This window comes from Phyllobacterium zundukense (assembly GCF_002764115.1).
Classification (GTDB): Bacteria; Pseudomonadota; Alphaproteobacteria; order Rhizobiales; family Rhizobiaceae; genus Phyllobacterium; species Phyllobacterium zundukense.
The window spans coordinates 634,615-649,080 of sequence record NZ_CP017940.1; the positions used below are offsets into that span (position 1 = coordinate 634,615).

Genomic DNA, 14,466 nt, shown 5'->3' on the forward strand with positions numbered 1-14,466 from the left:
TATATCAATGGGCACCAGCGGCAATGGTTAGATGCGCATATAGTCTAATTATCACGCAGCTGTTCCATATCGCGGATGCGGTTGGCGCTGCTCTTCTCCAGCTTTCGTGTCACCTCGGCGATCAGGGTTTCGGCCACAAGGAAAAGCGTTGCGGAGGAGTCCCATGGCGAGGGAACGGCGGTGCGTCCCGCAATGACATGGCGGGCGAAACGGGCGATGGGTGAAAGCCATTGATCGGTGAAAAGGATGATCTCGACGCCGCGTGCCTGCGCCTTTTCGGCGAAGCGGATAAGACTGTCCTGGTAGCGGCGGATATCGAATATGATCAGCACGTCCTTCTTTCCCATGTCGATCAACTGGTCACGCCAGTGACTTTCCTGTCCGACCAGATGCGTCACGCCGGGGCGGGTGATCTTGAGGTGGGCAGCCATGTATCGGGCGATCGGATCGGTAAATCGCCCGCCAAGGAGATAGATACGCGCGCGGTTGCGGCTGATTGCATCTGTAACGTCGTCAATTTGCTGCACCGAGAGGTGCTGGAAGGTTTCGCGGATGTTTTCGATCGCAGCTTCCATGAGCGGGAATGTGGGCCCATTCCTGGATGGCTGGATCGTTGCAGCCCGGTTCCATGGCGATTGTACCTGCGCGGCGAGCTCTTCCTGCAAGGCACTCTGGAATTCCGGATAGCTCTGAAAGCCGAGCCGGGAGACAAAGCGCAATATGGTGGGTGAACTCACACCGGCCTGAGTCGAAAATTCAGCAACGGTTCGCAAACCGATCAATGGGTAATTGGCAATGAGCGTCTGAGCGGCCTTGCGCTCCGATGCCGACATGGCGTCGATTTTCTCGGCGATCAGCTCGGAAATGCTGGTGTTCATCGGTGTTTCCCCATCCAAGCCATGACCGAATCCGGCAAAACGCATTTTCGGATTTGACAATTTTATTTGTTGTGTATCAAATCATACGAGAGTGGAAATAAAAATACAAAATGTAACGTAAAGTACAATTGCCAAAGAGGGCAATATGGGATTGTCGCAGGCAGTGGAGCATGACTGGAGTCCTGTCCGGGTGTCGAACCCCGACGGGCGCGGACCATTCGTCATTCTGTGTGATCATGCCTCCAATTACATTCCCGAAGGCTTTGACACGCTGGGGCTTCAGCCGGACGACCTCAAGAAACACATCGCGTGGGATCCAGGAGCGCTTGGCGTCAGCGAAGTCATGAGCCAGCGGCTTGATGCGCCACTGGTCGAATCCCGCGTGTCCCGTCTCATCGTCGATTGCAACCGCCCGCTCAATGCGCCGGACCTCGTTCCGTCGCTGAGCGAAGTCACGATCATTCCCGCCAATGTCAATCTCGACGAGGCTGCGAAGCAGCAGCGGATTGCGCTTTCGCACAGGCCGTATCACGCGGCCATCGAAAAACTGGCACGGGAACGGGCAAGCAAGGGCCTGCCGGAGCCGATTTATGTGGCGGTGCATTCCTACACGCCAATCTATCGCGGCATGGAACGCCCGTGGCATATCGGTATCATTCATGACGAGGATGACCGGATTGCAGCCCCCTTGATCGCGGGGCTGCAGGCGTTGAATCAATTCAACGTCGGCATCAACGAACCCTATTCACCGGCAGACCGTGTTTACTATACGCTGGAGCGGCACGCTTCTGCCTTTGGATTGCCGGCTGTGATGATCGAGATCCGCAATGATCTCATCATCACGCCACAAGAGGAGAAGACGTGGGCTGATACACTCTCAAGCCTTCTCAAAAACATCATACCAAAGCCGCTTGCGGGAAAAGCGGGGATATCAAAAAGGGAAACGGCAAACAGGAACTAGAGCATTTCTTTTGCTCTGACGGGCGGCTGCTATCGACGTTGTAACTCTATCAAGAATAACAGGGGAACGTGATGACACACCAGGATTATTCGGAAACGGACAAATCGGAGGACATGAAGGTCCTCCACGGCATGGGCTATGCCCAGGAACTGGAGCGGCGCCTCAGCCGCTTTTCGAACTTTGCAGTTTCATTCTCGATCATCTGCATCCTGTCCGGCGGTATCAATTCGTTGGCGCAGGCGACATCGGGCGCTGGCGGCATCGGCATCGGCATTGGCTGGCTGGTTGGCTGCTTCGTCTCGCTGACCTTCGCGGTTGCCATGTCACAGATCAGTTCGGCCTATCCGACCGCGGGCGGCCTCTATCACTGGGGTTCGATCCTCGGCAATCGCGGTACCGGCTGGGTGACGGCCTGGCTCAACCTGCTCGGCCTTATCACCGTGCTTGGTGCCATCAATGTCGGCACGTGGACGTTCTTCGTCGGTGCATTCGGCGCAACGCTCGGCATCGAGAACAACATTACGACGCAGACGATCTTCTTGATCATCATCACCGGTGCACAGGCGTTGATCAACCATCTCGGGATCAAGCTGACGGCGAAGCTTACCGATTTTTCCGGTTACCTGATCTTCTTCGGATCGATCCTCATTGCGGTCGTCTGTCTGCTCTCCGCCGAAACATGGGATTTTGGCAGGCTCTTCACTTTCCAGAACTATTCCGGCGAGGCGGGCGGCAATGTCTGGCCAGCGGTTTCGAACTGGTGGGTGTTCGCGCTCGGGCTGTTGCTGCCGATCTATACGATCACCGGCTACGATGCCTCGGCTCATACTTCGGAGGAAACCCTGAAAGCAGCGACCTCCGTGCCGCGCGCCATGGTCATGTCGGTAGTTTGGTCGGCGATCTTCGGCTACCTGTTCCTGGCCTCATTCGTGCTCATGATCCCGAACATGGACGAGGCCGCCAAGCAGGGCTGGAACGTGTTCTTCTGGGCCTTTGACCAGCGGGTCGGCACTGGCCTCAAGGAATTCGTCTATCTCGTCGTCTTCCTGGCACAGTTGCTTTGCGGCCTTGCCACCGTGACATCGGCATCGCGCATGATCTTCGCCTTCTCGCGTGATGGCGGCCTGCCCGCGTCCGGTGTACTTTCGAAAGTCAGCCCGACCTACCGCACGCCAGTGGCGGCCATCTGGACATCGGCTGTCCTGTCGGTGCTCTTCGTCTGGGGTTCGTCTTTGGTTTCCGTTGCAGGCACTTCGGCCTATACGATCGTCGTGTCCTGCACGGTCATCTTCCTGTTCCTCTCCTTCACCGTGCCGATCGTACTTGGTCTTCTGGCATGGGGAACGCCGAAATGGGACAAGATGGGCCCGTGGAACATGGGGCGCGGTGTCTTTACGCTCTTTGCCATCCTGTCGATCCTGTCGATGATCCTGATCTTCATCATCGGTATCCAGCCGCCAAATGACTGGGCGCTCTACATCACCGTCGGATTCTTCATCCTGACAGCGATCGTCTGGTTTGGCTTCGAGAAGCGCCGCTTCCAGGGCCCGCCGCTCGGTGACATCATTGCCAAGCGACAGGCCGTCATTGCGGCTGCGGAAAAGGCAGTCGGCGAAACATCCTGATTTCAGAAACAGGGGCGACCGGCTTCGGCGGGTCGCCCCTTTTATTTTGCCCTGGATCGACATTTTACCTGAGGAAAAAATATGCCCGGACATTGGAGTTTCGACGAACTAAAGCGCCACGTGACCAATGGCGAGATTGATACGGTTCTGGCCTGTTTCGTCGACATGCAAGGCCGCCTGATCGGCAAACGGTTCCACGCGAATTTCTTCGTTGAATCCGCGCATGACGAAACGCATGGCTGCAATTATCTGCTGGCCAACGATATCGATATGGAGCCTGTACCGGGCTACAAGGCGGCGAGCTGGAAACAGGGCTATGGCGATTTCGTCATCAAGCCCGACCTGTCCACCATCCGCCATATTCCATGGCTTGAGAAATGCGCGCTGGTTCTTTGCGACATTCTTGACCACCACCACCATGAAGATCTTGCTCACTCTCCCCGTGCTATCCTGAAGCGGCAGCTCGCCCGGCTGAAGGAGCGCGGCTATCTCGCCTATTTCGCCTCGGAGCTGGAATTCTATCTCTTCGACGAAACCTACGAGACCGCCCGTGCCAAGCACTGGAAAGGCATGGCGACCGCATCGCCCTATATCCAGGACTATGTGATCCAGATGACGACCAAGGAAGACGCGGTCATGCGCGCCATCCGCAATGGCCTGTTCGATGCGGGTATCCCCGTCGAGAATTCCAAGGGCGAGTGGGGCCCCGGCCAGGAGGAGATCAATGTGCGCTATGCTGAAGCTCTGGAAATGGCGGACCGGCATGTGGTCATGAAGAATGGCTGCAAGGAAATCGCCACCCAGATGGGCAAGGCGATCACCTTCATGGCGAAGTACGACTATTCGCTCGCCGGAAGTTCCAGCCATGTCCACAACTCCCTGTGGAGCGCGGACGGCAAGACGCCGCTGTTCTTCGACAAGAAGGCCGAACACACCATGTCGCCGCTGATGCGGCAGTGGGTGGCGGGGCAGCTGAAATATGCCGATGATTTCACTTACTTCCTCGCGCCCTACATCAACTCCTACAAGCGCTTTCAAGCAGGCACCTTTGCGCCGACAAAGAACGTCTGGAGCCTCGATAACCGCACCGCAGGCTTCCGCCTGTGCGGCGAGGGAACCAAGGGTATACGCATCGAGTGCCGCATCGGCGGTGCCGACCTCAACCCCTATCTCGCCTTCGCCGGACTTATCGCCTCCGGCCTTGCCGGGATCGACGAGAAGCTGGAACTTGGTGCGCCATTCCAGGGCGATGCCTATGGCGGGACACGTTTGAAGGAAATCCCCAAGACCTTGCGGGATGCGACGGATACGCTCGCTCGCTCGAGGATGCTCAAAGAGGCGCTGGGCGAAGACGTGGTCGAGCACTATGTGCATACGGCCAAATGGGAACAGTTCGAATATGACCGCCGGGTGACCGACTGGGAGTTGCATCGCGGCTTCGAACGGTATTGAAGAACGAAACTCACATAAATAGCCTAGAGGTTTTGCCATGACCGAGACGGTCAAACTGATTACCCCGATCGACGGTTCCGTCTATGCGGAACGTCCCATCGCAACCGACAAGGCCATTGACGCCGCTGTTGAATCGGCGAAACAGGCGCAAGCGGACTGGGCACAGACGACCATTGCGGAGCGAGGCCGGTTTTGCCTTGCGGCGCTCGACGCGCTGCTCGCCATGAATGACGAGATCGTTCCCGAGATCGCCTGGCAGATGGGGCGGCCGGTGCGTTATGGCGGCGAAAAAGGCGGTGTTGAAGAGCGTACACGCTATATGGTCAGGATCGCCGAACAGGCGCTGGCTCCCGTGGCCGAGAATGACAGGCCAGGCTTCCGCCGTTATATCAAGCATGCGCCGCTCGGCGTCGTCATGGTCATCGCGCCGTGGAATTATCCATACCTGACCGCGGTCAACACGATCATCCCGGCGCTGATGGCCGGAAACAGCGTGATCCTGAAACATGCGGCGCAGACGCTTATCGTTGGCGAGCGCTTTGCCCAGGCCTTCGAGAAGGCCGGACTGCCAAAGGGCGTCTTCCAGAACATCGTGCTGAGCCACGGCCAGACAGAAAAGCTGCTGGGTTCGGGGCGTATCGACCACGTCAATTTCACCGGCTCAGTAGGCGGTGGCCGCGCCATCGAGAAGGCCGCTGCCGGAACCTTCATGACGCTTGGGCTCGAGCTTGGCGGCAAGGACCCGGCCTATGTGCTGCCGGACGTCAATCTCGACCATGCCGTGGCCAATCTCGTCGATGGCGCCTTCTTCAATTCCGGCCAGTGCTGCTGCGGCATCGAGCGTATCTATGTGCACGAAAAGGTCTATGACCGCTTCGTCGATGGCTTCATTGACCTCACCAAGCAATATGTCGTCGGCAACCCGCTCGATGCGTCAACGACGATGGGGCCGATGGCGCAAACACGTTTTGCCGATCTCGTGCGTGAACAGAAGGCGGAAGCCCTGCGCAAGGGCGCCAAGGCGCATGTCAATATGAGCGTTGCCAATGACAAGGCTGGTTCTCCCTATCTCGCGCCGGAAGTGCTGACGGGCGTCGATCACCAGATGAGCGTCATGCGCGAGGAGAGTTTCGGCCCGATTGTCGGCATCATGAAGGTGCGCAACGACGAGGAAGCCGTGGCGCTGATGAATGACAGCCAGTATGGCCTGACGGCGTCGCTATGGACCACCGATACTGACCATGCGGCGGATATCGGCGACCGGATAGAGACTGGCACGGTGTTCATGAACCGCTGCGACTATATCGACCCGGCGCTGGTGTGGACCGGCGTCAAGGAGACGGGCAAAGGTGCCGCCATGTCGGCCATCGGCTACGGCAATCTGACGAGACCCAAGTCTTATCACCTGCGCGAACAGATCTAATTTCCTGAAAGAGACATGACATGAGCAAACTCATTTCCAAATGGAACTATCCGACCACCGTCCGCTTTGGCGCAGGGCGCATCAAGGAACTGCCGGAGGTTCTGGAAGCGACGGGGATCAAGAAGCCGCTGTTCGTAACCGATCCGGGTCTTGCCAAGCTGCCTGTCGTGGCAAGCACGCTGAAAATCCTCGACGACGCCAAGGTGCCCTACGGCGTGTTTTCGGATGTGAAGCCCAATCCGGTCGAATCCAACCTGACGGCCGGTATCGCGGTGTTCAAGAAGGGTAAGCATGACGGGGTCATCGCCTTCGGCGGCGGCTCGGCGCTCGATCTTGGCAAGCTGATCGCCTTCCAGGCGGGACAGACGCGGCCAGTGTGGGACTTCGAGGATGTCGGCGACTGGTGGACACGCGCCAACAGCGACGCGATCGCGCCGATCATTGCCGTACCGACGACGGCCGGGACGGGTTCGGAAGTTGGGCGCGCCGGTGTGATCACCAATGAGGAGACCCATACGAAGAAGGTGATCTTCCATCCGAAACTCCTGCCGGCGGTGGTTATCGCCGATCCGGAGCTTTCGGTTGGCATGCCGGCATTCATCACCGCCGGTACCGGCATGGATGCGCTGGCGCATTGCCTCGAAGCTTATTGTGCGCCGGGCTATCATCCAATGGCCGATGGTATTGCTGTTGAAGGTATCCGGCTGGTGTTCGAAAACCTGCCGAAGGCATACGCGAATGGCAAGGATCTGACGGCCCGGGCGCATATGATGAGCGCCGCTGCGATGGGCGCCGCGGCCTTCCAGAAGGGGCTAGGCGCCATACATTCACTGTCGCATCCGATCGGTGCGCTCTACGACACGCATCACGGCATGACCAATGCGGTGTTCATGCCCTATGTGCTGGCGTTCAACCGCGATGCAGTGGAAGAGCGCATTGCGCGCCTTGCCAGCTATATTGGCATCAAGGGCGGGTTCGACGGCTTTGCCAAGTCGGTGATCAAGCTGCGCAAGGAGCTAAAGGTGCCGCACACGCTGCCGGGTCTGATCAAGGACCTCAACATGACGAAGAAGCAGAAAGAGCTGATTGCCGACATGGCCATTGTCGATCCGACGGCCGGTGGCAATCCGGTCAAGTTGACGAAGAAGGCAGCACTGAAGCTGCTGGATGAGGCGATTGCGGGGTAGCTGCGAGGCTTGCCTATCGAATGAGGCGCTGGAAACAGCGCCTTTTTTGATGCCCCAGAGCGCTTCCGCTTAAAAAAGAGTCGCGGAGGCGCTCTATCTCTTTGTTTTTACGCATTTCCGGACGGAAAACCGCTTCACACTTTTCCTGGAAATGCTCTGGATAGGCTGTTATGCGGGTATGACGAGTGTTGCATGATAGCGCCAGAGTTTCTCGTCAGCGGTCAGTAACGGCATGGCTTCGTAGAGCGCCTGGGCGATCATTATCCGGTCAAATGGATCTGCGTGATCAGGATATTGGGGCAAGGATGTGAGTGCTAATGTATGGTCGGCAGTTATTGGAAGTTCAATCATTCCTGTTTGATGAAATGACGATCTTGCTTCAAGTGGATGAAGAGCCAGCTGCCCCTTGCCATGTTTGATGGCAATTTCCCAGAGGACTGCAGCACTAATATATAGGGTGTTTTCCGCATCGTCAGCGATATTCCTGATTTTTTCGGAAGCATTTGAGGCGCCTCCCGCAATCCAGATCGCAATGTGTGTGTCGAGCAAGACCTTCATGGAAAGATGTCTTGCTTCGCGCTTGCTTCAAAATCTGCGGCGATTTCCGCATCGCCTGCGTTGAATTCCTCCACAGTCATCGGCAGGTTCAGGCCGGCAAGAATATGCCTTGCCGCCCCAAAGCGCTTGGGGGCGGTATATGGAACAAGTTTAGCAACGGGCTTTCCATTGCGCGCCAGGACAATCTCATTCTCACGGCCAGCCTCCAGACCCTCGACCAAGCTCGACAATCTGGTTTTTGCATCGTGCATATTGATGGTGAGCATGCTCATTTTCCCATTAGCTAATATAGTCTAGCTAATAGCATGCTTTATGAGAACAGTACAAGTTTGATCTGCTAATGCCCCAAGACCAGCAGGTCCTTTGCGCAAAGGCTGACCTTGACGTTCTCACCGGGTTCCGGCGGCGGGGCGCTCGGGTTGTTGAAGGTGTCGAAGGAGACGGTATTCTCACCGAGCGATGCGCGGATCCGGATGACCGACCCCAGGAAATGCACGCTGTTGATCTTGCCGTCGAGCGTCGTCTCGCGTTTGTCGGTGGCTTCGCCGAGGCTGACGGCTTCCGGACGGACGGCGAGTGAAATCTTGTCGCCGGTCTTGTGGCCATTGAGGCGCGTCCGGTCGATGGCGATATCCTTGCCATCGATGCTGATGAGCCCAGCTGCGGCATCGCGTACGGTGGCATCCAGCGTATTGAGCGTTCCTACAAAGGAAGCGACGAAACGCGAGGACGGCTGGTTGTAGATCTCGAATGGGGCACCGACCTGCTCGGCATTGCCTTCATACATCACGACGATGCGGTCGGAGATCGACAGCGCTTCTTCCTGGTCGTGGGTCACGAAAATGGTGGTGATGCCAAGCTTGCGCTGGATCGCCCGGATTTCCTCACGCAGCGAAACGCGGATCTTTGCGTCGAGAGCTGAGAGTGGTTCGTCGAGGAGCAACACCTGCGGCTTGGTGGCAAGTGCGCGGGCAAGCGCCACGCGCTGCTGCTGGCCGCCTGACAACTGGTAGGGGAAGCGTTCGGCGAGATGGTCCAGCTTGATCAGCGACAGCATTTCGTGCACGGTCGCATTGATCTCCGCTTGCGGCTTCTTGGCAACCTTCAGGCCGAAGGCAACATTCTGTGCCACCGTCATATTGGGGAAGAGCGCATAGGCCTGGAACACCATGCCAATATTGCGCTGGTTCGGCTTCAGGTTGACGACATCCTTGCCGCCAATGCTGATCTGGCCGGAAGTCGGTGTTTCAAATCCAGCCACCATCCGCAAGACAGTTGTCTTGCCGCAGCCGCTCGGTCCGAGGAAGGAAATGAATTCACCCTTCTCGATGTCCAGATTGAAATCGTGAACGACGGTGGTGGCTCCGAAACTCTTTTTCAAATGGCTGATGCTGAGAAATGACATGAGTGGGATTCCGGCTTAACGCTTGGTCGCAGCGAGGGATTTGTTGAAGCGGGTGACGATCTGAATCAGGCCCATGCAGACCCAGGTGATGGCAAAGGCGATGACGGAGAGCGCTGCAGGTTCGTAGGCCCTATTTGCGCCCAGCAACTGCAGGAATGGGCCAAATGCCGGCCGATTCAGCAGCGCCGCCATGGTGAATTCGCCAATGACGATTGCAAAGGTCAGGAAGGCGCCGGACAGAACCGCGACAAGCACATTGGGAAGAATGATGCGCGACATGATGGTAATCCGGCTTGCTCCGAGGCTTTCAGCGGCTTCGGTCATCGTGCGGATGTCGATGGCACCAAGTCCCGTATCCACGGCACGGTACATATAGGGCAAGGCCAGCGTCGTATATCCGAGGCACAGCAGGATGTTCGTGCCCATCGCCGACCCGGTCAGAGGCAGGATCGAAGAGGTGTTGTAGAGCCGGATGTAGCCAAACACGATGACGATTGCCGGAATAACCAGTGGCAGAAGCGTGATGAACTCGATGAAGGGCCGCCAACCTGGCAGCCGCAGACGCACCCAATAGGCAGTCGGGACAACGAGAACGACGCCAACAATGATGGTCGCGATTGCCATCACGACGGAATAGGCGAATGTCGCCTGAAATCCCGGGTCGGTCAGGACCACCCAATAGGCGTCGAGCGAATAGGTGCCGCGCCGCATGCGCAACGAGAATTCCAGCAGGCCAAGAAGCGGCAGCACAAAATAGAGAATGCCGAAGGCGAGCGCGATCCAGGACCAGAAGCGATTTGTCTTCATTTGAGCCACCGCTCGCTGCGGGCGCGCATCCAGATGTAGATGCCGTTGGAAACGCCGGTGATGACGATCATGCCGAAGGCCAGGGCATAACCAAGTTGCGGATCCTGCAAGACGTCGCCCCGGATCTGCGCGTAAAGAACGATCGGCACGATGCTGAGGGATGATCCTGTGAGAGCATATGCCGTGGCGATGGCGCCGAAGGAATTGGCGAACAGCAATAGAATGGTACCAAGCAGGGCAGGCCACAGAATAGGAAATGCAACCATGCGCCAGTATTGCGGGCCGGTCGCGCCAAGAATGAGCGCCGCTTCCTTCCACTCCCGCTTCAAGCCATCAAGGGCAGGGGTTATGATGAGAACCATCAATGGAATCTGGAAGTAGAGATAGGTGATCGTCAGGCCCCAGAAGCTCAGCAGATTGAAGCCGTGAGCATAAAGGTTGAAGCCGAAAATATTGACCAGCAGGTAGGTGACGAGGCCAGTGCGTCCAAGTGTGAACAGGAAGGCGTAGGCGAGGGGAACACCCGCGAAATTCGATGCCACACCCGAAAAGGTCATCAGCGGCGAGCGGATCCAGCTTGGCAGGCCGCCCAGAACGACCGCAGCAGCGATACAAAAGCCGATGAATGCGCCCAACAATGCCGAAGCCAGTGATATCTTGATCGAAATCCAATAGGCATCCCGGATTGATGGCTGGAAAAGGTTGATGAGATTGGCAAGGGTAAGGTTGCCTGCCGCATCCTGGAAGGCGCCTGCCACGAGATAAATCGTTGGCAGTACCAGGAACATCATGGCAAAAATCATGAACGGCATTACGCCCAACCAGTCGAGCGACAGACGTTTGCGCTCCGGTGCAGGCGAGACAGCCGGACTTGCGGGAGTAGTTTCTGAAATCACACTCATGGGTGTATTAGAGACCGCTTTCGAGGTTTCACAAGGTTGCTTCCTGCGCAGTTGCGCGGCAAGCCAACCCGACCATCAATTCGTCCAGACCGCCGTTTCGTGCACAAATTAGCACGGTGCACCCCGGCAAAACAGGAATCCCCGCGGATAGCTCCGCGGGGATACAACAGTCAGACTTTATTTGACGTTGGCGCCAACGACCTTGTCCCAGCCCTTGGTGATGACGTCCTTAGCGGCTGCCTGTTCATCAAGCGTCGGGAAGAATGCCTTCTCGTAGGCTGCCGCCGGCGGAAGCTTGTCGAGAACTTCTTTCGGTACCTTGTTGCTCTTCACCAGGTCCTGGAAACGTGCCGGGTGGCAATAGCCCTTCAGATAACCAATCTGGCCCTCATCGGAATAGAGGTACTCCATCCAGAGCTTGGCGGCGTTCGGATGCGGTGCATAGGCGCTGATGGCCTGAACGTAGACGCCGGCGAGAACGCCGGAAGCGGGTACAACAACTTCAACGGGCGGATTGCCCTTGAGTGTGTCGCGACCGGACAAGGCATTGTAGTCCCAAGTGATGATGATGGGCGTTGCACCCTGGGCGAGCGTGCCGGACTTGCCGATAACCGGAACGAAATTGCCAGCCTTGTTCAGATCGGCGAAGTACTTCAGACCAGCTTCGGCAGCTTCGGCACCAGGCTTTGCACCGGTCGAAGCGCCAGCAGCCTGTACGGCAAGGATCGCCTGGTTCGACGCGCGCGGATCACCGGCAAGCGCAACAGTGTTGGCATATTCCGGCTTGAGCAGGTCAGCCCAGTCCTTCGGGACGTTCTTGACGATATCGGTGTTCACCTCAAGTGCCATGACGCCATAATAGTCACCATACCAATGGCCTTCTGCGTCCTTGATATTCTCCGGAATCGAATCCCAGGTGGAAACCTTGTAAGGCAGTGTCAGACCGTCTTTCTTGGCGTCAGGGCCGAAAGAAAGGCCGACATCGATAACATCAGGTGCCTGCGGACCTTTGTTATCCTTGTTCGCCTTAATCGCTTCGACTTCGTCCTTCGAACCGGCGTCCGGGTTCAGCTCATTGACTTCCAGGCCGTACTTGGCCTTGAAGCCGGCGATGACGTCGCCGTAACCGCACCAGTCATGTGGCAAGGCGATCGTTGTGAGTGAGCCTTCCTTCTTCGCGGCTTCGACCAGTTCTGCCGGTGCGTCAGCGAATGAAATTGTTGTGCCCGCGAACAGCAGAGCTGTCGACAGTGCGAGCGCGCGTTTTGTGTATCCAACCATTTTAACACCCCTTTTTAAGCGATACGTCATTGGCTCTGTTTCGACGTCAGCATCCCGATATAGGTGTCTCGTGTCAGTTGGATGACAGACCGATGACGAGGCCGTGAACGTCGTTTTCCTGAGCAGTGGAGGGGAGTGAACCACTTTTTTCGCGGCTTAGCAATTCAGCCAAAGGGTAAATCTTCTGGGGAGTTAACCCCTCTTTGTATTGCTTTAATAGCGACAAAAATATTGGTGGGTGCGGCAGTTAGCCGAATAATGAATGTCGCATTTATCTGATTGCGACAATGTCTTCAACAGGATGGCCCTTAGCCCCGAGAATTTAAATTAGGGGGCTAAGGGTTTTCCCTGGAATTTCGCTTAAGATTCTGTTGCTGGACGCTTTGAATTCTCAGTGTCCGCCACCGCCACCGGGAGCTGGCGCACCGGGCTTGCGCATCATGATGGCAAAGATTGCAAGCGAGGCAAACAGCATGGTCAGGATGTAGAAAACATCCATGAACGACAACAGGAGCGCCTGCTGGTGGACCATGCCCGAGATCTTGCTGAGCGCGGTCGCCGGTCCGTCAAGGCCCTTCGACGCGAAATTCTGCGCCATGGTGGCCATCATGTCCTCCGCTTCCGGATTGCCCCAGTGGACGTTCTCGGAAAGCTGGGCATAGTGGATGGCGCCGCGATCGGTCAGGATCTGGTTGATCACTGCCAGCCCAACCGCGCCGCCGAGGTTGCGCATCAGGTTGAACAGGCCGGAGGCGTTCTTGAGCCGCGAGGGTGGAAGCGTGCCAAGAGCCAGATTGTTGATCGGCACCATGCACAGCATCAGCGAGCAGCCGCGCAGTATCTGCGGGATCAGCAATTCATGGAAATCCCAGTCGGCGGTCAGATGCGTCATGGTCCAGGTGCCGGCGGCAAAGCCGAGGAAACCGAGCATGATCATGATGCGCGGGTCCATGCGGCCGGAGAGGAAGCCGGCTACCGGTGCTGTCATGAACATGGCAAGGCCGCTAACGAAGAGCGCTTCGCCGATCATCAGCGCGTCGTAGCCTCTGATCTGCCCGAGATAGACCGGATAGATATAGGTCAGGCCATAGAGGCCGATGCCGAGAACAAAGGAAAAGGCCGAGCCGAAGGCAAAGTTCAGGTTCTTGAATGCAAACAGATCGACAATAGGCTGTTCCGCCGTGAAGGCACGGTAGAAGAATGTGACGGCGCCGATGACCATGACGATGCTGCAATAATAAACGGCATGGTCCTGCAACCAGTCATTGCGCGGGCCTTCTTCCAGAACATATTCAAGCGAGCCGAGAAAGGCTGCCATGGCGGCAAGGCCCCACCAGTCGAACTTGTTGAGCAGCGAGCGGTCGCCCTTGTCGAAATCGATCAGGTTCCAGGCGGCGATCGCTACGGCAATGCCGGGAATGACATTGACGAGGAAGAGCCAATGCCATGAGAACGCATGACTGAGGTATCCGCCGACGGTTGGTCCGATCGTCGGCGCAAGCGTTGCGACCAGGCCAATCATCGGCGAGACGATGGAGCGCTTTGACGGCGGAAAGATCGTGAAGGCTGCCGCGAAGACGCTCGGGATCATGCCGCCGCCGATAAAACCCTGGATGGCGCGGTAAACGATCATCTGGTCGATGTTCGTTGCCGTGGCACAAAGGACACTGGCGGCAGTGAAGCCCGCGGCGGAGACCGAGAAGAGAATGCGTGTCGATACGAGCCGGCCGAGGAACCCCGACAGCGGGATCATAATAACTTCGGCGATCAGATAGGAGGTCTGAACCCAGGAAATCTCATCGGAACTTGCGCTCAGGCCCGCCTGGATCTCGGCGAGCGACGCCGAGACGATCTGGATATCGAGAATGGCCATGAACATGCCGAACACCATCGCCAGGAAGGCGATGGCTTTCTTCGGATCGATCCGGTCGTCCGGAACAGCGGGTGCTGCCGGATTTCCAATAGTGGTGGCGTTCGACATGATCTT

At 57.2% G+C, this 14,466-nt stretch carries 13 protein-coding genes; 5 read left to right on the plus strand and 8 right to left on the minus strand.

The genetic code is table 11. The features are described from left to right. Positions 1-44 precede the first annotated feature (44 nt). The gene (locus BLM14_RS03135) at positions 45-878 is read right to left on the minus strand and encodes a MurR/RpiR family transcriptional regulator (RefSeq protein WP_100001006.1); all 834 of its coding nucleotides are present in this window, start codon (positions 876-878) and stop codon (positions 45-47) included. Positions 879-1,023: 145 nt separating this feature from the next. On the opposite strand from BLM14_RS03135, the gene BLM14_RS03140 reads away from it, so the two are divergent. The 5 genes from BLM14_RS03140 to BLM14_RS03160 all read left to right on the plus strand — a co-directional run bounded on the left by BLM14_RS03140 (position 1,024) and on the right by BLM14_RS03160 (position 7,526). After that, positions 1,024-1,839 carry an N-formylglutamate amidohydrolase gene (locus BLM14_RS03140; protein WP_099998046.1) on the plus strand — a complete coding sequence of 272 codons (816 nt, stop codon included), beginning with the start codon at positions 1,024-1,026 and terminating at the stop codon, positions 1,837-1,839. Between the two features lie 71 nt (positions 1,840-1,910). Continuing rightward, entirely contained in the window at positions 1,911-3,464 is a 1,554-nt protein-coding gene (locus BLM14_RS03145) for an amino acid permease (RefSeq protein ID WP_099998047.1), read from the plus strand. 81 nt (positions 3,465-3,545) lie between these two features. After that, entirely contained in the window at positions 3,546-4,916 is a 1,371-nt protein-coding gene (locus BLM14_RS03150; RefSeq protein ID WP_099998048.1) for a glutamine synthetase family protein, read from the plus strand. Positions 4,917-4,953: 37 nt separating this feature from the next. Continuing rightward, positions 4,954-6,339 (plus strand): aldehyde dehydrogenase family protein, encoded by a 1,386-nt coding sequence (locus BLM14_RS03155; RefSeq protein ID WP_099998049.1) that lies wholly within the window; start codon positions 4,954-4,956, stop codon positions 6,337-6,339. 20 nt (positions 6,340-6,359) lie between these two features. Further along, entirely contained in the window at positions 6,360-7,526 is a 1,167-nt protein-coding gene (locus tag BLM14_RS03160; RefSeq protein ID WP_099998050.1) for an iron-containing alcohol dehydrogenase, read from the plus strand. Between the two features lie 168 nt (positions 7,527-7,694). Here the strand turns inward: BLM14_RS03160 and BLM14_RS03165 are convergent, their stop codons facing one another. The 7 genes from BLM14_RS03165 to BLM14_RS03195 form a co-directional block, all read right to left on the minus strand. Then, a complete protein-coding gene (locus BLM14_RS03165; protein WP_099998051.1) occupies positions 7,695-8,084 on the minus strand; it encodes a type II toxin-antitoxin system VapC family toxin in 390 nt (129 codons plus the stop codon). Continuing rightward, positions 8,081-8,350 (minus strand): type II toxin-antitoxin system Phd/YefM family antitoxin, encoded by a 270-nt coding sequence (locus tag BLM14_RS03170; RefSeq protein WP_099998052.1) that lies wholly within the window; start codon positions 8,348-8,350, stop codon positions 8,081-8,083. Before BLM14_RS03170 ends, BLM14_RS03165 begins: the two co-directional genes overlap by 4 nt. A 71-nt stretch (positions 8,351-8,421) precedes the next feature. After that, on the minus strand, positions 8,422-9,489 hold the full coding sequence (locus tag BLM14_RS03175) for an ABC transporter ATP-binding protein (protein ID WP_099998053.1): 1,068 nt from the start codon (positions 9,487-9,489) through the stop codon (positions 8,422-8,424). 15 nt (positions 9,490-9,504) lie between these two features. Beyond that, complete coding sequence (locus BLM14_RS03180; protein ID WP_099998054.1) at positions 9,505-10,296, minus strand: ABC transporter permease; 792 nt, start codon at positions 10,294-10,296, stop codon at positions 9,505-9,507. Continuing rightward, positions 10,293-11,198 carry an ABC transporter permease gene (locus tag BLM14_RS03185; protein WP_099998055.1) on the minus strand — a complete coding sequence of 302 codons (906 nt, stop codon included), beginning with the start codon at positions 11,196-11,198 and terminating at the stop codon, positions 10,293-10,295. Before BLM14_RS03185 ends, BLM14_RS03180 begins: the two co-directional genes overlap by 4 nt. Positions 11,199-11,375: 177 nt before the next feature. Then, positions 11,376-12,479: an ABC transporter substrate-binding protein gene (locus BLM14_RS03190; RefSeq protein ID WP_099998056.1), complete on the minus strand. Its 1,104-nt coding sequence runs from the start codon at positions 12,477-12,479 to the stop codon at positions 11,376-11,378. Positions 12,480-12,870: 391 nt separating this feature from the next. Further along, positions 12,871-14,460: a DHA2 family efflux MFS transporter permease subunit gene (locus BLM14_RS03195; RefSeq protein ID WP_099998057.1), complete on the minus strand. Its 1,590-nt coding sequence runs from the start codon at positions 14,458-14,460 to the stop codon at positions 12,871-12,873. Positions 14,461-14,466 lie beyond the last annotated feature (6 nt).